General features: G+C 62.5%; 17 protein-coding genes, 4 pseudogenes and 1 riboswitch. Of the genes and pseudogenes, 17 read left to right on the top strand and 4 right to left on the bottom strand.

What is annotated here, in order from left to right; genetic code table 11:
• Positions 1–24: 24 nt before the first annotated feature.
• Entirely contained in the window at positions 25–900 is an 876-nt protein-coding gene (locus ABVK50_RS30675) for a carbohydrate kinase family protein (protein ID WP_353646702.1), read from the top strand.
• Between the two features lie 611 nt (positions 901–1,511).
• Here ABVK50_RS30675 and ABVK50_RS30670 read toward each other — a convergent pair.
• Positions 1,512–1,757 (bottom strand): hypothetical protein, encoded by a 246-nt coding sequence (locus ABVK50_RS30670; RefSeq protein ID WP_353646701.1) that lies wholly within the window; start codon positions 1,755–1,757, stop codon positions 1,512–1,514.
• Between the two features lie 424 nt (positions 1,758–2,181).
• On the opposite strand from ABVK50_RS30670, the gene ABVK50_RS30665 reads away from it, so the two are divergent.
• Complete coding sequence (locus tag ABVK50_RS30665; RefSeq protein WP_353646700.1) at positions 2,182–2,382, top strand: hypothetical protein; 201 nt, start codon at positions 2,182–2,184, stop codon at positions 2,380–2,382.
• A 291-nt stretch (positions 2,383–2,673) separates the two neighbouring features.
• Here ABVK50_RS30665 and ABVK50_RS30660 read toward each other — a convergent pair.
• Positions 2,674–3,390 (bottom strand): annotated as a pseudogene (locus ABVK50_RS30660) (FAD-dependent oxidoreductase); the annotation flags it as partial.
• A 255-nt stretch (positions 3,391–3,645) separates the two neighbouring features.
• On the opposite strand from ABVK50_RS30660, the gene ABVK50_RS30655 reads away from it, so the two are divergent.
• From ABVK50_RS30655 to ABVK50_RS30615, 9 genes and pseudogenes are all read left to right on the top strand, one after another.
• Entirely contained in the window at positions 3,646–3,861 is a 216-nt protein-coding gene (locus tag ABVK50_RS30655) for a KTSC domain-containing protein (protein ID WP_353646698.1), read from the top strand.
• A gap of 405 nt (positions 3,862–4,266) precedes the next feature.
• A complete protein-coding gene (locus tag ABVK50_RS30650; RefSeq protein ID WP_353646697.1) occupies positions 4,267–4,422 on the top strand; it encodes a hypothetical protein in 156 nt (51 codons plus the stop codon).
• Positions 4,423–4,470: 48 nt separating this feature from the next.
• Positions 4,471–4,764 (top strand): hypothetical protein, encoded by a 294-nt coding sequence (locus tag ABVK50_RS30645; RefSeq protein ID WP_353646696.1) that lies wholly within the window; start codon positions 4,471–4,473, stop codon positions 4,762–4,764.
• A gap of 203 nt (positions 4,765–4,967) precedes the next feature.
• A pseudogene (locus ABVK50_RS30640) lies at positions 4,968–5,060 on the top strand (ABC transporter permease); the annotation flags it as partial.
• 565 nt (positions 5,061–5,625) lie between these two features.
• The gene (locus ABVK50_RS30635; RefSeq protein ID WP_353646695.1) at positions 5,626–6,600 is read left to right on the top strand and encodes an ABC transporter substrate-binding protein; all 975 of its coding nucleotides are present in this window, start codon (positions 5,626–5,628) and stop codon (positions 6,598–6,600) included.
• A 22-nt stretch (positions 6,601–6,622) separates the two neighbouring features.
• The gene (locus tag ABVK50_RS30630) at positions 6,623–7,642 is read left to right on the top strand and encodes a betaine/proline/choline family ABC transporter ATP-binding protein (protein WP_353646694.1); all 1,020 of its coding nucleotides are present in this window, start codon (positions 6,623–6,625) and stop codon (positions 7,640–7,642) included.
• A 53-nt stretch (positions 7,643–7,695) separates the two neighbouring features.
• Complete coding sequence (locus tag ABVK50_RS30625) at positions 7,696–9,669, top strand: ABC transporter permease subunit (protein WP_353646693.1); 1,974 nt, start codon at positions 7,696–7,698, stop codon at positions 9,667–9,669.
• The gene (locus tag ABVK50_RS30620; protein WP_353646692.1) at positions 9,666–10,565 is read left to right on the top strand and encodes a phosphotransferase family protein; all 900 of its coding nucleotides are present in this window, start codon (positions 9,666–9,668) and stop codon (positions 10,563–10,565) included. The genes ABVK50_RS30625 and ABVK50_RS30620 overlap by 4 nt, the downstream gene beginning before the upstream one ends.
• Before the next feature lie 2 nt (positions 10,566–10,567).
• Positions 10,568–13,019 (top strand): annotated as a pseudogene (locus tag ABVK50_RS30615) (FAD-dependent oxidoreductase).
• Positions 13,020–13,056: 37 nt separating this feature from the next.
• Here the strand turns inward: ABVK50_RS30615 and ABVK50_RS30610 are convergent.
• Positions 13,057–13,689 (bottom strand): class I SAM-dependent methyltransferase, encoded by a 633-nt coding sequence (locus ABVK50_RS30610; protein ID WP_353646691.1) that lies wholly within the window; start codon positions 13,687–13,689, stop codon positions 13,057–13,059.
• Positions 13,690–13,822: 133 nt separating this feature from the next.
• Between ABVK50_RS30610 and ABVK50_RS30605 the strand changes: the two genes are divergently transcribed.
• The 3 genes from ABVK50_RS30605 to ABVK50_RS30595 all read left to right on the top strand — a co-directional run bounded on the left by ABVK50_RS30605 (position 13,823) and on the right by ABVK50_RS30595 (position 16,018).
• Positions 13,823–14,686, top strand: coding sequence for a phosphotransferase family protein (locus ABVK50_RS30605; protein ID WP_353646888.1), 864 nt, complete (start codon positions 13,823–13,825; stop codon positions 14,684–14,686).
• Between the two features lie 584 nt (positions 14,687–15,270).
• Complete coding sequence (locus ABVK50_RS30600) at positions 15,271–15,558, top strand: DUF982 domain-containing protein (protein WP_353646690.1); 288 nt, start codon at positions 15,271–15,273, stop codon at positions 15,556–15,558.
• Positions 15,559–15,664: 106 nt separating this feature from the next.
• The gene (locus tag ABVK50_RS30595) at positions 15,665–16,018 is read left to right on the top strand and encodes a DUF982 domain-containing protein (RefSeq protein ID WP_353646689.1); all 354 of its coding nucleotides are present in this window, start codon (positions 15,665–15,667) and stop codon (positions 16,016–16,018) included.
• A 120-nt stretch (positions 16,019–16,138) separates the two neighbouring features.
• Here the strand turns inward: ABVK50_RS30595 and ABVK50_RS30590 are convergent.
• A pseudogene (locus ABVK50_RS30590) lies at positions 16,139–16,349 on the bottom strand (TerC family protein); the annotation flags it as partial.
• A gap of 362 nt (positions 16,350–16,711) precedes the next feature.
• Positions 16,712–16,829: riboswitch (TPP riboswitch) on the top strand.
• A gap of 113 nt (positions 16,830–16,942) precedes the next feature.
• Here ABVK50_RS30590 and thiC point away from each other — a divergent pair.
• From thiC to thiS, 3 genes are read left to right on the top strand one after another with little or no spacing between them, the layout of a single operon-like run.
• Positions 16,943–18,772 (top strand): phosphomethylpyrimidine synthase ThiC, encoded by a 1,830-nt coding sequence (gene thiC / locus ABVK50_RS30585; RefSeq protein ID WP_353646688.1) that lies wholly within the window; start codon positions 16,943–16,945, stop codon positions 18,770–18,772.
• 2 nt (positions 18,773–18,774) lie between these two features.
• Positions 18,775–19,809 carry a glycine oxidase ThiO gene (gene thiO / locus ABVK50_RS30580; RefSeq protein ID WP_353646687.1) on the top strand — a complete coding sequence of 345 codons (1,035 nt, stop codon included), beginning with the start codon at positions 18,775–18,777 and terminating at the stop codon, positions 19,807–19,809.
• Positions 19,754–19,951, top strand: a complete 198-nt coding sequence (gene thiS, locus ABVK50_RS30575) for a sulfur carrier protein ThiS (RefSeq protein ID WP_353646686.1) — start codon at positions 19,754–19,756, stop codon at positions 19,949–19,951. The genes thiO and thiS overlap by 56 nt, the downstream gene beginning before the upstream one ends.

The raw sequence follows: 19,951 nt of genomic DNA, 5'->3' as shown, positions 1-19,951 counted from the left end.
AAAGCGACGCCGCCGATCCTCGTCTTGGGCAACGTCAATGTCGACCTCGTGCTCGGGCCGGTGGACGGCTGGCCCGCGATCGGCACCGAAATCGAGGTCGAGCGCGCCGAGATACGCCCCGGCGGCTCCGCTGGCAACACCGCCCTGGCGTTGACCGGCCTGCGCGAACCGCACCGGCTGATCGCCTCGACCGGCGACGACCCGAACGGCGTCTGGCTACGCGGCGAGTTCGATCCCGCCAATTGCGACTGGATCGATGATCCGGGAATGACCACGACGACCGTCGGTATCGTCCACAAGGGCGGCGACCGGGCCTTCTTCACCACGCCGGGCCACCTACAGCGGGCGACGCCCGAGGCGCTGCTTGACGGCGTGCCTGCCCCGCCGCGGCCGGGCTCCGTCGCCATCCTCTCCGGCAACCTGCTGATGCCACTGATCCGCGACGCCACCACGCAGATCCTGGTCGGGTTGCGCGCGCGCGGTTGGGCGACCGCGATCGACCCCGGCTGGCCACCGCAAGGCTGGAACTCCTCGCTGCGGCAGCGGTTTGGTGAATGGCTCGCGCTCACGGATCATGCGCTGTTCAACGAGGAGGAAGTTGCCGCGCTCGCCGATGGAAACAGCATCGGCGATGTCGCATCCCTGCTGCCGTCTGACGGGACTCTGATCGTCAAGCAAGGCGCGTCGGGCACGCTGGCGTTCCAGGGCGGTGTGGAAACGCATGTGCCCGCCCCCGCCGTCGAGGTTGTTGACACCGTCGGCGCCGGAGACGCCTTCAACGCCGGCTACCTCGTCGGCGTGGTCCGCGGCCGGTCCGTGGCTAAAGCTCAGGCCCTTGGTGTGGCGGTCGCCTCGCGCGCAGTCTCGACGAGCCCCCGTAGCTATAGCATGGCCACGTAGCTTGGTTGGTGAGTTCATTGAGATCGACCGGTGTGAGGGACCGGATGCGCTCACCTCGTCGAGGCATCGGCTGTTGCCAGGAAGGTGCAGTCCGGTAAATGTGGCCAAGCTTGATCGGCTTTCGCGAGACGTCCCCTTCATCGCCTGACAGATACCAACTGCGTTCCCTTCATCTGTGCCGACGTCGATCCCTTCATGCTCCACCTCTACGCGGCTCTCGCCGATAAGAATGCAGGCTGATATCGGAGCGGACGCGGGCCGTCTCTCCTCGCGAAAGCTCAGCGGGAACAAGCTCGGCAATCCTAATATCACCGCCGAGGCTGCCGCAAAGGGCCCGGGAAGTTGCGATCCGTGATCGCGGCCCGGTCGCCGCGGCGATAGCACAGACGATCCAGGCATCCGGCGTGAACAGATTGGGTGGTGACAACGGCCGGCGCAATGACCGAGATCCGGCGCATTGCTGCCCGGTATTCTTGGGCCGGCACCGGACGGGCAGCTTTCGGCTCGGTCCGGGACGAAAGCAGGATATTCAAGCCGATCGCTCTGGTTACCAATACGACTGCGTTTGTGCCGACGGGCCGAGCATTGCCGACAGCGTGCTTGAGATCGCCTCAGCTGTTGGCTCGCTCGGCCGAAAATTTCACGCTCACGCCGCGCTGCCGAAAGTAGGCCTGCATCAGCTTGCGGCCCGAACGGTTGTTCTGTGCCAACTTGGCCGGATCGAACACCGCCTCTTTCATCCCCTCTCGTGTCAGCGCTGCCTTGAGCGTCGCTATATGTGAATCGATGTCGGCATTGTTCGCTTGGAGCGATGCATAGATGCTGTCGGTTGCCTCGGCCACGGTCGGTTCGCTCACGGGTGTACTCCTTTGGTTGTTCGGCTGGCGGTTAGCACAGATTGGCGACTTGACCGATACTTACAAGACGGCTGATGCCTGTCAGCAGGGCTGGTACTTGATGGATGGCAACCGTGTCGCTTGAACTTACAAGGTTGGTGGCGAAGAATTCTCCTTCGGCCAAGGTTGGCCAGGAGAAAAGAAGGCAGTCTCATGGTCCGCTGCGGGGCCGGAAAGCGGCTCGACCGGTTTTGGTAAAGACGCGCGAATGCAGACGTGCATCGAGACCGACGCGATCCGTCCCACTGACCCTGGCATAGTGACGTGTGGATGGATCCCCGCCACAAATCCCGGAGATCTGCGGTTTGTGGTGATGTTCTGCACCATTTTATCCACAACCCCAAACATCCAGTAGGAAAATCCTCCTGTCAAACAGGAGGTTCTTATGGACTCGCAGCATGTTCTCATCGTGGTCGCGGCGGTTACAGCTCTCAGCGGTGCTACAGCGACCATTCTCACCCTAACGATCGACGTCAGTAAAAGGCCGCTCATACAGAGCCTGGTGGAAGGCCTGATGCGGATAGCTCTGCTCGGTGCTGCGACCCTTGTCTCGCTGGCAGCAGATGGCGTGCAGATATGGGTGTAGCTTCGCCTGTTGCCGTGGTGCTAGGCTCCCTCCCCTTCGCGGGAGGGAATGCCGATGCGAATGCGCAAGCTGTTGTTCTGGACGGTCATGGCCGTGCTCACCGCGTTGCAGCTCGCTAGCATGGTCGGCCATCATCTTAGTTGATCGTTAGGCGACTGGGGCTGCTGAATGCCTCCTGACTGATGGACTAAGACCGACCTCCGCTGTCAATAAACGTTTCGAGCTCGTTGCTGCCCGTGTGGAACAAAAAGGAGTTCACCATGCCCAAATACGATTTCAGCCAGCAATCCATAAGGCGGTCTGACGGACGCTAGCCTGCGGCAGCGAAACCGCATGCATGCGCAGGAAAGCAGAAGCCCAGGCGCCGGCGGCACATAGCACCGCGCTGGTGCGGGTAAGGCCTTTCTCGGTGACGACACCGCTCACTTGCCCGTTGGCGATATCGAGGCCGCGTGCCGCGCAGTTCTGACGAATGATCGCGCCATGCATGCGCGCCCTCGGCGATCCGACGGGCGGCGAGCTAGGGCTCGGCCTTGCCATCGTCTGCCACGTGGACGCCGCCCAGCCATTTGCGGCCTCCAGCCGCAGGAACGGCGGCAGTGGCCTTCTCGGCCGTAAACATCCGCGTATTGACGTCGAACCGTCGGGCAACCTCGCGCCACTTGTCCCACTCGGCAAGCTGCTTTGCATCGTTGGTCGCATAGATGAGCCCACAACGGCGGAAGCCAAGGTCGTGCCCGATCTCGTCGGTCAGCTCTTGCCACAACCGCAGCGCCAGATTGGCAAGCGGCAATTCACGTGCATCGCGGTTCTGCCGACGGCACCAGCCCCAGTTCCGGCTCGACTGCTCGCAGCCGATATACCCTTTTCGATAAGCGCCACCGACAGGCCGCGCCGCGCCAGGAAATAGGCCGCGCTGGCGCCGACAATCCCGCCGCCGATCACCACGACGTCCGCTGACTTGGGCAGCGTTTTATCACTGCTGATGTGGTGGATTATTGGGGACATGGTGGCCTCTGCGATCAATGAGAGCTAGCAGTATTGGCGACTGGTGCCACAGAATGCACCGACTGCAGTGGCATTTCGGTATTTTGCGCCGAATATCGCCGGCATTCGGCGAGTGACGCGGAAGAGGCGAAGCGAGCCTCGAGGCGTTTGCGAAGCAACGCGACAGCGCCGGCGCCGGTGCCATCAGCGACAAGACTGCATGCCGATGGGGAACCCGACGGACGCGCTTCAGTTGTCGGATTGACGGAGGTCGGCATGCCATCGACACTAATCCGAGACATCGACTACGACGAAGCCACGAGGACGCTTTCGGTGCGACTGGTCACGAGCAGCGATCGCTACGTCTATCAAGGCGTCGATCCGCGAACCTACCAGGCTTTCAGGTCGGCCTTCGTGAAGGGCCGTTTCTTCAACCGTTTCATCAGAGGCCGCTACAAATATCGAGTGGTCGCGGAGGCCGACGACCGCTAGGCGCCAGCGTCAATCACAAATCCTTTCCGGCGCGTTCGCGGCACGCGTCCGGAACGGAATGCGCGATTTCGAAGACGCTGATCGGTATCCGACGGCCTGCCACCGAAATGCTGCCGGTTGGCGTCGGTCGCGCGATCGGGTCTGAACGCGCAATGCCCTTTCGCGCCCGGAGTTCGCCTGCGTGCAAGGTCGTAGGTGCCGCAAGTACGGACGCTCCGCATCTCGAACAGAGCTGCGCATCGGTCTGATCTGTGCGTGCTGGCGGACAAGCTCCCATTATCGGTACCTATTTTATTCATTCCTCGTCTGGACGCTTCGGGGAGACGGTCAGAAGCTATCTCGCCTTCGTTACTTTCGCCGTCATTGTCCTAAGGTTTCTCTAAGTGTCCACAGAACCGAGATGGCGTGCATCGCGGTAGCGGCTGGATCGCCAATGCATGCATCGAGGACGCCTGCTGCAGTGACCTAAAGCCGGTGGTCGAGGCGATCGGCATATGGGGCCAGCGCTGGTTCAAAGCCGATGTCTCGCAGCAACATCTCGATCCGTCGCTGTTGATGTAGGACATACGCCGCAACCTCGATCCCACACTGTTGTCCCGGCGGCTTTGCGTGATTCGCTTCCAGTACTCCGAACTGCCGGCCGCTCGCCGGCAGTGGTGGCTTCTCATCAAGCCCGGCGCCGAGGTGGATCTCTGCTCGGTCGATCCCGGCTTCGATGTCGACCTTTACGTCACCACCGACCTGCCCACTATGACCGCGATCTGGATGGAGCTGACGACCGTCTGCAAGGCGATGGGTGACGGAAAGCTCGTGCTCACCGGCGACCGTCAGGTCGCCAGCCAGATGCAGATCTGGCTCGGCCTGAGCCCATTCGCGGGGGAAAAGAAGCTGGTAACTGCGTAGCGTCTGGTGCAGCTTATCGCCGTGGCGTGTCAGGCAATGGCACGACCGAGCCGGCCAAAGGATACGGCTCTGCCGTGCTCTCACAGAGTGTGCTATGTCGCACTCGGGTCGATACCCGCCCAACCGCGAGCGGCAGGTTTGGAGAAACGCCATGAAAGTCTGGAAATCGCGCGTCAGAGACGGGCCCTGCCGTATCACCACACAGAGGCGAGACCGCCGAGCTATTCGGTGTGCAATGGGCGTTCATGACGCACGACGGCCTGACTCACCCGATCCTGCCGGCGGTAAACCTTGCACCTGTTCGATGCTTGCTTCATCCTGCGCTTGACGCGCGCCGGAACATCATGGCGGAATTGCCGAAGCCGGATCCAGTAATTTACCTGTCGCCTCGCCTGGACGTGCTTAGCACCCGCGTTATTGACGGCGGGCACTCTCAGTTGTCGCAGACAACCTCCAGCGCCGGGTGACGCTGTATGAGGAGTGGTTTCGCAGACAAAACGGAGCAGCGATTAGAACCGATAATTCGGCTTGCGACCGGGGAACGCTCGAGAGCCTCTTCAAACTAGCGGCTGGGCATCACTGTGCATTCTTCCCAAAGCAGGCGAAGGATTTCTCTGCGGTGTTTCGATATGGCAATGCTTACCTGATCTCCCGATTTTGAGGCAAAATTCCGTCTGCAATGGGCCATTACAAGCTCATTCGGTCGTAAACACAGAAAAAACCACAGGGCCCGCGTTGACAATCCCGCTCCGGCTGCACGACACTGCTTCCAATCCTATCCGCAATGCCTCCGGCCCGCGGCCGCAGACGCATGCGGCAAGAACTATCAACAAAAACCACAGAGGCGAGCAGGAGATTGAGATGTTTTCAGGCCATATCCAAGTGAACACGCGCGCTCGTGCCTTCGCACTTTCCACCGCTCTCTGGCTGGCATTTGCAGGCCATGCGCCGGCACAGGAATCGAGCGATCCGATCAAGCTCACGCTGCATGACTGGACCGGCCAGCTCATTACAACCAACATCATGGGCGAGGTGCTGAAGAAGGCCGGCTATAATGTCGAATACGTGCAGGCCGACTATCTCGCGCAGTTCGCGGGGCTGGAAACCGGCGACCTGCATGTGGCGATGGAGATGTGGGAAACCACCGGCCGCGACGCTATGGATGCCTCCACGGCCACCGGCAAGACCGAAGTATTCGGCCCGACCGGCATGAAGGCCAAGGAGGAATGGTGGTATCCGGCATACATGAACGAAAAGTGCCCTGGCCTACCCAACTGGGAGGCGCTGAAGGACGAGAAGTGCGCCGAGGCTTTTTCCACGGCCGAGACGGCACCCAAGGGCCGCTATCTCGGGGGGCCGGTGACTTGGGGCGGCTATGACGACGAGCGTGTGGAGGCGCTCGATCTGCCTTTCGAAGTCATCCATGCCGGCACAGACGCCGCGCTCTTTGCGGAACTCGAAAGCGCCTACCAGCGTCAGGCGCCGATCATGCTGTGGGTCTATGCCCCGCACTGGGCGCCGGCCAAATACGAGGGCGAGTGGGTCGAGTTCCCGCAATACACAAAGGAATGCTACGAAGATCCCGCCTGGGGCACCAACCCCGACGCAAAGTATGACTGCGGCAAGCCGTTCGGCGAGATCTGGAAGGTCGGCTGGGTCGGCGTGAAAGACAAGTGGCCGGGCGCCTACGAGGCGATCAAGGCCTTCACCGTCGACAATGACGAGATGGGCGCAATGATCACAGCGGTCGATCTCGACGGCAAGAAGATCGAGGAGGTTGTGGCCGACTGGATGACGAAGAACGAATCCCGCTGGAAAGGCTGGATCGGGAAATAATTCTCTCGCCCGACGAAGCCCCGTGCAGCCCCAGCTCGTCTGCCGCAACGTATGGAAGCTCTTCGGCGAGCGTGCCAAAGAGTTTCTGCGCGCATCGCCGCACCCGTCGCACGAGGATACTGCCAGGGCTCGCCTGGTCGGAGCCGTGCGTAACGTCGGCCTGGAGGTCCATGAGGGCGAGATCTTCGTTATCATGGGGCTGTCCGGCTCCGGCAAATCGACGCTGGTGCGGTGCCTTTCGCGCCTCGTCGAGCCGACGGCCGGCGAGATCCTCTTCAATGGCGAGGACCTACTGAAGGCAAGCGACAAGCGGATGACCGAAATCCGCCGGCATCAGATGGGCATGGTCTTCCAGAACTTCGCGCTGCTGCCGCATCTGACCGTGCTCGCCAATGTTGCCTTTCCGCTGGAAATTCAGGGCGTGGCGCGTGCCGAACGGGAAGCGCGGGCCCGCAAGATGATCGAGTTTGTCGGGCTTGCCGGCCGCGAGAACTTCTTCCCCCACGCGCTGTCCGGCGGTCAGCAGCAGCGCGTCGGAATTGCCCGGTCGCTGGCAGTCGAGCCGGAACTCTGGTTCCTCGACGAGCCATTCTCGGCGCTCGACCCGCTGATTCGCCGCGAGATGCAGGACGAATTCATGCGCCTGCAGGCGGTGCTGAAGAAGACGATCGTCTTCATCACCCATGATTTCGACGAGGCGATCCGACTCGCCGATCGTATTGCCATCATGAAGGACGGCGAGATCGTGCAGGCCGGCACGCCGGAGGAGATTGTGCTCAGTCCGGCGACCGAGTACGTCGCGGAGTTCACCCGCAACGTCCCCAAGGCGAAGGTGATCACGGTCGGCTCGCTGGCAAAGCCAGTGCCGGCGAAGGTCAACGGCCTCGCGATCGGCGATGAGATTGCGGCCGGAGCGACGGTCTCGGATGCCGTGCCGCTGCTCAGCGGCGAAGCTTCAGCCCTGCGTGTGCGCGGCGAGAATGGCGAGGCGCTCGGCCTCATCCATCGCGACGATGTAGTCTCCGTCCTGATGCAGGGGTGACTGCAGTGGCGTCCGCCCCCCAACCGACCGCCATAACTGCCCCGCAGAGGGGGATGCCGGTCTCACCGGCTGCCCTTGCCTGGATCGTCGCGATCCTCGCCTTCGTCGCGCTCTGGCAATTCGGGCAGGCCGTTCCCTGGGTCGTCGAATATCCGAAGGCATGGCAGGTGCCGCTGGCGCGCTGGATCAGCGCGGCGATGAAATGGCTGGTCGAAGAGGCGCATTTCGGCCTCTTCAGCTTTCGCGATCTGACGCGCTTCATCGCTGCGCTCATGGACTTGCCCTACCGCTTCGTTCTGAATCTGCTGTCGATCGGCTTCCGTTCCGGCCATGGTTCGGCGGCGGCAACGGTCGTGCCGCCACTCTCCTGGCTGGCGGTGATCTCGATCGTTACTCTGATGGGCCTCTACGCCGGCGGCCGGAGCCTTGCGGTGCTGGTCGCCGTCTGCTTCGGTTTCCTAGTGCTGTTCGGCCAGTGGCAGAGCGCAATGGTGACGCTCGCCTCGATCCTCGTCGCGGTGCCGCTGGGCGTCGCCGGAGGCCTGTTGCTCGGCATCACCGCCTGGCGCTGGCCGGCTTTCGAACGGGCGATGGCGCCGCTGCTCGACCTGATGCAGACGATTCCAGTCTTTGCCTATCTGGTGCCGATCCTGTTCCTGTTCGGCTTCGGCCCGACCGCCGCCCTGGTCGCCACGTTGATCTATGCCATGCCGCCGATGATCCGCGTCACGACGCTGGCGCTGCGTTCGGTTGCACCGGAGATCAGCGAACTCGGCAAGATGATCGGCTGCACGCGCCGGCAGATGACATGGCGGCTCATGGTGCCCTCGGCCCGCGAAAGCCTGATGGTCGGCGTCAACCAGGTCATTATGCTCTCGCTCAACATGGTCATCATCGCCTCGATGATCGGCGCCGGCGGGCTCGGTTTCGACGTGCTGGCCGCGCTGCGCCGCCTAGATATCGGCGCCGGCATAGAAGCAGGGCTCGCCATCGTGGCGCTCGCGGTTGCGCTCGACCGGCTGTCGCAGGCTTTCGCTGATAGGGCGGCCGAGCCCCAGCCTTTTGCGCCGTCCAGCAGAGGCTTGTTCGGGCGTTATCCCTATCTCCTCACTGCGCTCGCCATCGTCGTAGCGACAGCGCTGATCGGGCTTATCACCCCAGCCGTGCAGACCTATCCGGAGATCTTGCAGATCTCGACCGGCACCTTCTTTTCCGTCGTCGTCGAGTGGATCAACGTCAACTTCTTCGACACGCTGGAAGCGCTGAAGAACGCGGTTCTCCTGAACATCCTGGTGCCCTTCAAGCGCCTGCTCGGCGGGTTGCCGTGGCTTGGAGTGACAGGGCTACTCGCATTCGCCGGCTACCGGCTCGGCGGCGCCCGGCTGGCGCTGATCTGCGGTTGTCTGAGCTTCGTCGTCGCCGCCACCGGCCAGTGGGAAAAGGCGATGATCACCGTCTATCTCTGCGGCGTTTCGGTCGCCATTGCAGGGTTGCTCGGCATCCCGATCGGCGTGTTTTCCGCCGAGCGGGAGCAGGTCTGGCGGGTGGTTCGAGTGGTCATCGACACGCTGCAGACGCTACCTGCCTTCGTCTACCTGATCCCTGCCGTGATGCTGTTCCGTGTCGGCGACTTCACCGCCATGATCGCCGTCGTCGCCTATGCTATCACGCCGGTGATCCGTTACACGGTGCTCGGCCTGCAGAAGGTCGATCCGAAGCTCGTCGAGGCTGGCAAGGCAATGGGCTGCTCGCCTTGGCAGTTGCTCACCAAGATCAAGCTCAAGCTGGCCCTGCCCGAGATCATGCTTGGCATCAACCAGACGATCATGCTGGCGCTGTCGATGCTCGTCATCACCGCGCTGGTCGGCACGCGCGACCTCGGCCAAGAGGTCTATGTCGCGCTGACCAAGGCCGACACCGGGCGCGGGCTGGTCGCTGGCCTCGCCGTCGCCTTCATCGCGATCATCGCAGATAGGCTGATCGCCGCCGGCGCGGCGCGGACGAAGAAGAGGCTCGGGCTCGCATGACGGAAATGCTCGTCCGCAACGCCGAAGAGCGCACCCGTTCGCTGCCGATCTGGAGCGGGCCGATCGCGATCGAGCCGCTGCACGGCGGCATCAGCAATGAGAGCTACCTGGTGACCGACGGCGCAGGCCGGCATGTCGTGCGCTTCGGCAGGGATTTTCCATTCCACCATGTTTCGCGCGAACGCGAGATCATGACCGCGCGCGCCGCCCATGCCGCCGGCTTCGCGCCGGAGGTAATCTATGCCGAGCCGGGCATCATGGTCACTGCCTTCATCGGCGCGAGAACCTACGGGGCGAAGGACGTGCGGGCGAACCGCGAGCGCATCGCGGTCATGCTGCGGCGCTTCCACCAGGAGATGCCGCGCCATGTGTCCGGCGCGGGATTCATGTTCTGGGTCTTCCACGTCATCCGCGACTATGCCCGCACCCTGGAGGCCGGGGGCAGCCGCATGGCTTCGGAAATCCCGGGCTATCTGGCGCTCGCCGAGGAACTGGAGCAGGCGCAGACGGCGCTGCCGGTGATCTTCGGCCACAATGATCTTCTGCCCGCCAACATACTCGAGGACGGCGCGCGGCTGTGGCTGATCGATTTCGAATATGCCGGCTTCTCCACAGCCATGTTCGACCTCGCCGGCGCTGCCTCGAATGCCGGCATGACCGAACAGGAATCGGAAGGGTTTCTCGCCACATATTTCGGCGGCGAGCCCACGACCGACCTGCTTCGCTCCCATGCGGCCATGCAATGCGCCTCGCTCCTGCGTGAGGCGATGTGGAGCATGGTCTCGGAACTGCACCTTGCCGCGCCCGGCGTCGACTATGTCGCCTATACGGCCGAGAACCTGTCACGCCTCACTGAGGCGCTCGACCAATATCGCTCGACCTACGGAAAATCCTGAACATGACCCTGCCAACCCACGCCCGGATCGTCGTCATCGGCGGCGGCATTATCGGTTGCTCGACCGCCTATCACCTGGCGCGCGACCATAAGGCGGATGTCGTGCTGCTGGAGCAGGGCAAGCTGACCTCCGGCTCGACCTGGCATGCGGCGGGCCTGGTCGGGCAGTTGCGTTCTTCGGCTTCGATCACGCGGGTGCTGAAATATTCGGTCGAGCTCTACAAGGGGCTGGAGGCCGAAACGGGGCTTGCAACCGGCTGGAAGATGACGGGCTGCCTGCGGCTCGCCACCAACCAGGATCGCTGGACCGAATACAAGCGGCTGGCGACGACGGCCAAAAGCTTCGGCATGGACATGCAGCTTCTTTCGCCGGCCGAGGTGAAGGCGATGTGGCCGCTGATGGAGGTTGGCGACCTCGTCGGCGCAAGCTGGCTGCCTACCGACGGCCAGGCGAGCCCGTCCGACATCACGCAGTCGCTGGCCAAGGGCGCGCGCATACACGGCGCGAAGCTCTTCGAGGACGTCCGCGTGACCGGCTTCGAGATGAAAGACGGCCGCATCCTGAAGGTGAAGACGGACCAGGGCGACATCGCCTGCGAAAAGGTCGTGAACTGCGCCGGCCAATGGGCGCGGCAGGTGGGGGCGATGGCCGGCATCAACGTGCCGCTGCAGCCGGTCAAGCATCAGTACATCATCACCGAAAAGGTCGACGGGCTGGCGGCGAATGCGCCGACCATCCGCGACCCGGACCGGCGCACCTATTTCAAGGAGGAGGTCGGCGGGCTGGTGATGGGCGGCTACGAGCCGAACCCGCAGGCATGGTCGACCGAACTGCCGGGGCGGGGACGTTCCGAACGACTGGCAGTTCCGGTTGTTCGACGACGACTGGGATCATTTCGAACAGCATATGACGCAGGCGATCGCCCGAATCCCGACGCTGGAGACGGCCGGGGTCAAGCAGATGATCAACGGCCCTGAGAGTTTCACCCCGGACGGCAACTTCATCCTCGGCGTCGCACCGGAATGCGAAAACATGTTTGTCGGCGCGGGCTTCAACGCATTCGGTATCGCCTCCGGCGGCGGCGCCGGCTGGGTGCTGGCGCAATGGACGATGGACGGCGAGGCGCCGCTCGATCTCTGGGTGGTCGACATCCGCCGCTTTTCCGGCCTTCATCGAGACCGCGACTGGGTCTCAGATCGCACGCTGGAGGCCTATGGCAAGCACTACACGATCGGCTTCCCGCACGAGGAATATCTTTCCGGCCGGCCGCGCATTGTTTCGCCGCTCTACGAACGGCTGAAGGCGCACCGCGCGGTGTTCGGCTCGAAGCTCGGCTGGGAGCGGCCGAACTGGTTCGCGCCCGAGTGGATGGAGCGCGACATCTACTCGATGGGCCGCCAGAACTGGTTCGGGCCTGTCGGCGAGGAGCACCGGCACGTGCGCGAGGCGGTCGGCATCTTCGACCAGTCCTCTTTCGCCAAATGCGAGATGACGGGAGCGGGCGCGGCGCAGGCGCTGGACTGGATCTGCGCTAACGATGTCGCCAAGCCCGCCGGCCGCTTGACCTACACTCAGCTTCTCAACACGCGCGGCGGCATCGAAGCCGACCTGACCGTGGCGCGGATCGCCGAGGACAAATTCTACATCGTCACCGGCACCGGCTTCCGCACCCACGATCTTGCGTGGATACGCGACCACATTCCGGCCGGGCTCGATGTGAAGCTTTTGGATGTGACGGAGGAATTCGGCACGCTTTCGCTGATGGGCCCCCGCGCGAGAGATGTGCTGGCGGCGGTCACCGATGCCGATGTTTCCAAGGCTGCATTCCCGTTCGGCCATGTCCGTGAGATCGTGATCGCCGGGCAAAAGGTGCGAGCGCTTCGCATCACCTATGTCGGCGAGCTCGGCTGGGAACTGCATGTGCCGATCGACGCCACGGGCGAGGTATTCGACACGCTGATGGCGGCGGGCAAGCCGCACGGCATCCGCCCGGTCGGGTATCGTGCATTGGAATCGCTTCGGCTCGAAAAGGGCTACCGCGCCTGGGGTTCCGACATCACGCCCAACGACACGCCTTTCGAAGCGGGGCTGGGCTGGGCGGTGAAGCTCCGCAAGAAAATTGACTTCGTCGGCAGGCAGGCGCTGGAAAAATTGCAGGGTGAAACGCTGAAAAAGCGCTTCACCTGCTTCACGGTCGACGACCCCGAAATCGTGCTGCTTGGCCGGGAGACGATCCTGCGGAACAGCGAAGCCGTCGGCTATCTCACCAGCGGCGGTTATGGCTATACCGTCGGCAAGAACATCGGCTACGGATATGTTCGCAATCCGAACGGCGTCGGCGATGATTTCCTGCTGTCGGGCGATTACGAGCTGGTCGTGGCGATGGAGCGGACGCGGGCCGTTCTCCACATGGAACCGCTCTACGACCCGGGCATGGCGCGCGTGAAGTCATGACCCGCGCGCCGAGATCGTTTCCTGGCACCGCAGGGGTCTAAATACGCCGCAGGACGAGACCGCGGCTCGGCATGGTGCCGGACTCTCCCGGCATGGAGACGTAGGGCTCCGTCTCTTCCAGCCGCGAAACGGTTCCGCTTTCCTCCAACGCATCGATGCGCGCCGCGAAACCGGCCTCCCAGACCGTATTCTTGACGGTAAGGACGATCACCGCGCCGGGTCGGGCGATTCGTATAAGCTCGTCCAAACCCTCGACGCCGACATGGCCGGACGTGAACACGCCCGCTGAAACGATACCGGCAAAGTGCTCGTCGGCAAACGGGAGCGGTCCGCCCAAAGCCAGGCAATGGAGCGCCTTGTAGGCGTTGGTTTTCGCAGCCCGGGCAAGCATGCCTTGCGAGATGTCCAGCGCTTCCACATGCGGATAGCCCAGGATGCCGAGCCATTCGCCGATCAGCCCCGTTCCGGCGCCGGCGTCGAGCAGCGGTCCCGCGCCGTGTCGCAAATGACGCGCGGTGAGGGCCAAGCAGATCGCCGGATGGCGGTAGCCGGCCAGGGCCATGTCCGCCTCGTACGTCTCGGCCCACCGATCGTAGAGTGCCGCAACCTCCTCCGGTCGTTTCGCCTCATAGACCGCACCCAGCGTTCCCTCGTGATGCCCTTCAGCCATCGTTTCGCTCCTCGCTTACCGTTGCCGGCGAATGATAGCCAAGAGCTGGAAATTGTGGAACCTATCCGACTGAAACCTAGTGAGGGAGCGAAAATTGGACGACGAAACGCGTGCCATCATAGCGGCGGTTCCAATGCTGGCAGGCTATGGCGGTCCCATCGAACGACTGGGCGGACTCACCAACCGGGTATACCGCCTTGGCGACTGCTGCCTGCGCATTCCGGGCAAGGGTACCGAGGAATACATCAACCGCCTCCATGAGGCGGTGGCCGCGCGAGAGGCCGCGAGAGCTGGCGTAAGTCCCGAGGTGCTTCATCTCGACGTTACGGCGGGTGTGATGGTGACGCGCTTCATTGAGGGGGCCGAGACGATGTCGCCGCACAAGTTCAAGACGCGGCCCGGATCGCCGGCCAGGGCCGGGCAAGCCTTTAGGAAACTGCACGACAGCGGGGCGGTGTTTCCGTTTCGCTTCGAGCTGTTTGCGATGATCGACGACTACCTCAAGGTGCTGTCGACCAAGGATGTGGCGTTGCCGGCCGGCTACCATGACGTCGTGAACGAAGCGAACCTGGCGATACGCGCCGCGCTCGGCAAGCACCGTCTGCCGCTTGCCCCAAGCCACTGCGACCCGCTCTGCGAGAATTTTCTCGATACGGGCGAGCGTATGTGGATCGTCGACTGGGAATATTCCGGCATGAACGATCCGATGTGGGATCTGGGCGATCTTTCGGTCGAGGGAGAGTTCGACGCTGACCAGGAAGAAGAAATGATCCGCGCCTATTTCGGCTGTGAGCCCCGACCGGTGGAGCGGGGCCGGATCGTCATCTATAAGGCGATGTGCGACCTGCTATGGACCCTGTGGGGCCTGATCCAGCTTGCCAACGGCAATCCGGCCGACGACTTTCGCGCTTACGCAGATAGTCGATTTGCGCGCTGCAGAGCACTGATGGAGAGCGACGACCTTTCCCGTCATTTGGCGGCGGTCGCTAAGGGCTGAAATGCTTCTGGCCGTAACGGGGCGCAGTTGAAGCCGATATATGGCCCGTTTGGACGCGGGCTTCGTTAAATTGTGTAACGCGCGCCAACTGGACGACGTTTCGAGCGGCCACGCTGTTAGACAACAAGCGGCCGGTTCTGAGAGATACCCTGTCGTTCGTTCGCGATCCAAGAAGCGTCCGAGATTGGCGCGACTACAACTTCCAGCATGACCACCGGGGATGTCCGCTTCCGGGCGAAGACAAAGTTTGGCTCTTGGTCGACATGGGGCATTTCCTCCCGGCAGCCTTGGGGCCGTATGGACGGCTCTCCGTTGGCAAGGGTTTATTTGAGCATTTTGCAGTTGCTGGTTGGTGCGGCCATGTATCCGACCTGTAAGTGCGGCTTTTCACACGCCGCTGGCCATAATGCCATTCGCGCGGCTCGGGTCCTGATCGAAAGCTCGCACTCGAGGTGCACGGCCCCAGTGGGCAACGTCGATGGACCGCAGCTCATGAGGATTTGCTCACGTTATGTAAGCGCAGGTGCGGAATCGTTACGCAACCGCGCTCGATCGCGGCTCTTCAACTCCCAAAGGAGGCTGCGATGCGCGACGACGTCGATCTTGGGCCCTTTGAAGAACCGGTTCCGGTGGCGACGGACGCCGGAGAACGCTGCGTTTCCAGCGCCAGAGAGGCCGCGGAAATGCTGCTCTACGACTGGCCGATCGGCGAGACGGCTACACGCATTCAGGCGCGAATGGCGTGCATGAAGGTGCTCGCGGGAAGTGAACCACCCGCATTCGCGCGCGAAGCATTCATGCAAGCGGCGAAGGAGGCGAAAATCCTTGTAGTGATGCAACCGGGTGAGACTGCTGCGCTCGGGCATGGGTGAAGACAGTCATCGCCGCGGAGGCCGGCTTCCCGATGGAAGAGGACTGATGCCGACAGGATCGGGACGTATTCGGAGCCTCGGATGGCGATCGCCGTTCGAAAGAGCAATGAAACAGATCCGCTTTGATCGGCCGGTTCGCATCAGCTTTGGCAAACCCGGCAAAACCCGCCTGGTCCACACCGTTTGGGTGGCATCGGAGTGCCTCGCGAACGACAAATGGCCGGACCACAACGGCCCGATGTTCCAGATGGCAGACGAAGCATTGCGGGGCGCCACGCAGGGGCACGTGACAGCTGAAGAGGCCCGTCAAGCGTTTGCAGACGCAGCGCTTGAGGCGCGAATTCTTGTCGTGACTGCCCGTTCCAAAAGAACTCATGGGGGTCAGGCCACCCCGTCCAGCGCTTCGTCCTCTTCGACCTCGTCCAAGTCGGGACCGTCATCGAGGGAGGCACGCCGGTGACCTGAGGAGGCCTACTCGGTGTCCTCGCTACCGGAACGAAAGAAATGGCTTGACCACTACTCGAAAATTAAAGGGCCGATTCACAGCCAATCGGCCGACTTTGCACGAGGACGATCAGACAATCTGCAGTAGCTGAGTTGTGGCGGCGGCAAAGATGATTTGCAGCACCATGACGGCGAGGATGCCCATGAGAATGGCTTTTGCTGCGTTGTTCTTCGGTAGACCAGCAGCGGCCAAGCCGATCACGATGGCATTGTCACCTGCCAAGACCAAGTCGATCATGATGACTAGAGAAGGGCTATAGGGCTTCTGGAGTCAGGAATTCGGTCATGTGGCACCCACTCTCTTGTCATCAGAAGGTGACCGCCATGCTGTCGGAGAAAGACCTCAACCATGAGCCGCTCGGAAAGTGACGGCGCACTTCCGAATCGACGTTTACAGCTCAAGGGACTGCGGCTGAACTCCCAAGCACCAGGCCACCGGATTGGACATTCCAGTCCGACATCACAGTTCTGAAGAACTGCCAGAGGGGCCCGGCCTGCGCGAGGAACTCAAGGGGCATGCTAATCAAGGGGCGTTTTGCACCCCACTTAGCGCGGGTGGGGCCTGTAATTTTGCAACGCGGCACGGCGCACGTTCGGTGTGATGCTGAGGCAAGCGCTTGACAAGTCGACGAGGCGTCGTTCAACTTGACCTCTTCACCAGGGGAGTCCCGACAAGGGGCTGAGATACTGCTGGCTCTTCGCAGCGCAGTGACCCGTTGAACCTGATCCAGTTCATACTGGCGTAGGGACGGTGCAAGCGCTTCATGGGCAAATACGCCCGCAAGGAATTCAGGCGGAAAGCCCGAACCTTATACTGATGAAGCGTCTCATCCTTCCGGCACAGAACTGGGTCTCCAATGCATGAGCAAAGGAGCCTCATATGAATGCCCTCACCCCCTCCGTGTCGACCGGACCGCTGCCTTCCTCAACGAAAATCCGAAGGACCGGCAAGATTCATTCGCAGATCAGCGTGCCGCTGCGTGAAATCGCAGTCCACCCGACCGCCGGAGAACCCCCGGTCATCGTCTACGATTCGTCAGGTCCCTATACCGACCCGCAAGTTGAAATCAGTATCGAAAGAGGCCTCCCCCGGCTTCGTGCGGACTGGATCACCGAACGCGGCGATGTCGAGCACTACGAAGGCCGTCACGTCAGGCCGGAGGACAACGGTTTTGTGTCGGACGAGCGGTTGACACCCGAGTTTCCAACCCGCCATCGGCCTTTGAAGGCGAAAGCCGCTGGGGCGGTGACTCAACTCGCCTACGCGCGTTCGGGTATAATCACCCCAGAGATGGAATTTGTCGCGCTCCGCGAAAACCTTGGACGCGAGATCGCGCGCACTCAAATGCTGCGGGACGGCGAGAGCTTCGGCGCAGCCATCCCGGACTTCGTCACGCCGGATTTCGTTCGCGACGAGGTGGCGCGCGGGCGGGCGATCATCCCCGCCAACGTCAACCACCCCGAATCCGAACCGATGATCATCGGCCGCAACTTTCTCATCAAGATCAACGCCAATATCGGCAATTCCGCTGTCACCTCTTCGATGGCGGAAGAGGTCGAAAAAATGGTCTGGGCGATCCGCTGGGGCGCCGACACGGTGATGGACCTGTCGACCGGCCGCAACATCCATAACATCCGGGAATGGATCATCCGCAACGCGCCCGTGCCGATCGGCACGGTGCCGCTTTATCAGGCGCTGGAAAAGGTTGGCGGTGTTGCAGAGGAGCTCAGCTGGGAGGTTTACCGCGACACGCTGATCGAACAGGCCGAGCAGGGGGTCGACTATTTCACCATCCATGCCGGCGTGCGGCTGCATTACGTGCCGCTAACGGTAAACCGGGTCACCGGCATTGTCTCGCGCGGCGGCTCCATCATGGCGAAGTGGTGCCTGCACCATCATCGCGAGAGTTTTCTCTACGAGCATTTCGAGGACATCTGCGACATCTGCCGCGCTTATGACGTTTCCTTCTCGCTGGGCGACGGCCTTCGCCCTGGCTCGATCGCGGACGCCAATGACGCCGCGCAATTCGCCGAACTCGAAACCCTGGGCGAACTGACCAAGATCGCATGGGCGAAAGACTGCCAAGTCATGATCGAGGGGCCAGGGCACGTCCCCATGCACAAGATCAAGGAGAACATGGACAAGCAGCTCGAGATCTGCGGCGAGGCACCGTTCTACACGCTCGGACCGCTCACCACCGACATCGCCCCTGGCTACGACCACATCACGAGCGGCATAGGCGCGGCGATGATCGGCTGGTTTGGTACTGCAATGCTCTGCTACGTCACGCCCAAGGAGCACCTCGGCCTTCCTGATCGCAACGACGTCAAGACCGGGGTCATCACCTACAAGATCGCCGCGCATGCCGCCGATCTCGCCAAGGGACATCCGGCGGCAAAGATCAGGGACGATGCGCTGTCCCGCGCGCGCTTCGAGTTCCGCTGGGAGGACCAGTTCAACCTCTCGCTGGACCCCGAGACAGCCCGCGCGCTGCACGATGAGACGCTGCCCAAGGAGGCGCACAAAGTTGCGCATTTCTGCTCCATGTGCGGCCCGAAATTCTGCTCGATGCGGATATCGCACGACATTCGCGCCGAGGCGCAGAAGGAGGGCATGGCGGCTATGGCGCAAAAATACCGCCAAGGCGGCGACCTCTACATGCCGCTTGAAGAAGTCGAAAGTCAGCCGGACACAGCTGGGGAGCCTTGAGCATGCGTGTCCTCATCCGAGGCGCTGGCGTCGCCGGTCTTACCGCCGCATACGAGCTCGCCACGCGCGGAGCAGACATCATGGTTGTCGAGAGGGAGCCGGCGATCGGCGCCGGCGCCTCCCGGCTCGCCGGCGGGATGCTCGCGCCATTTTGCGAGGCTGAAAGCGCGGACCGGTCGGTCATCACGCTTGGCGAGAGCGCAGCCCGATGGTGGGAAAAAACGCTGCCGGGCCTCGTGCGGTTCGAGGGAACGCTGGTGGTCGCGCCGCCGCGTGACGTTGCCGAGCTTCGGCGCTTTGCGGTACGGACGGAGGGTCATGCGCATCTTTCCGCGGACGAGCTTGCCACATTGGAACCCGACCTTGCCGGCCGCTTTCGCGCCGGGCTTTTTTTCGCGCACGAAGCCCATGTCGATCCGCGCCGGGCGCTGTTGCGGTTGCACAAGAGACTGCACGGTTTTGGCGTCCGCTTTCTCTTCGGGCAGACAAAACCGCCGACGGGTGCGCGATTCGACCGGATGGTTGATTGCACAGGCATGGGGGCTGGGGAAACGGACAAAGCGCTGCGCGGCGTGCGAGGGGAGATGATCATCCTACGGACCCGGGATGTCGCGCTAACCCGGCCGGTGCGGCTTCTCCATCCTCGGATCCCGGTCTATCTGGTCCCACGCGGTGACGGCTGCTTTATGGTCGGCGCGACGATGATTGAGAACGATGCGGACGGACCGATCACCGCACGCTCCGCCATGGAGCTTCTCAACGCCGCCTACGGCCTGCATCCGGCTTTCGGCGAAGCGGAGATCATCGAAACCGGGGCGGGCATCCGCCCGGCCTATCCCGATAACCTGCCGCGCGTCCAAGAGGACGGGGCGGAAATCAGCATCAACGGCTTCTACCGACACGGCTTTCTCTTTGCGCCCGCGATGGCGCGCCGGGCGGCGGACTTTATCTTCGGAAAACAGGCGACGAGGGAATTGCACCATGAAACTTTTGATAAACGGCCAAGCCCGGCAGGTGTCGTCCGGGACGCTCGATAAGCTTCTGTCCGAACTGGAATACGAGGGCGACTGGCTTGCCACCGCCCTCAACGGTGAGCTGGTGCGGGCCGTCGAGCGGAGCCAATGCCGGCTGACCGACGGAGACCGCGTCGAAATCCTGACTCCACGACAGGGGGGCTGA

It is taken from the genome of Mesorhizobium sp. WSM2240 (genome assembly GCF_040438645.1).
Taxonomy (GTDB): domain Bacteria; phylum Pseudomonadota; class Alphaproteobacteria; order Rhizobiales; family Rhizobiaceae; genus Allomesorhizobium.
Note: the sequence above shows the minus strand (reverse complement) of the source record. Positions and strands in the feature narration are given on the sequence as shown.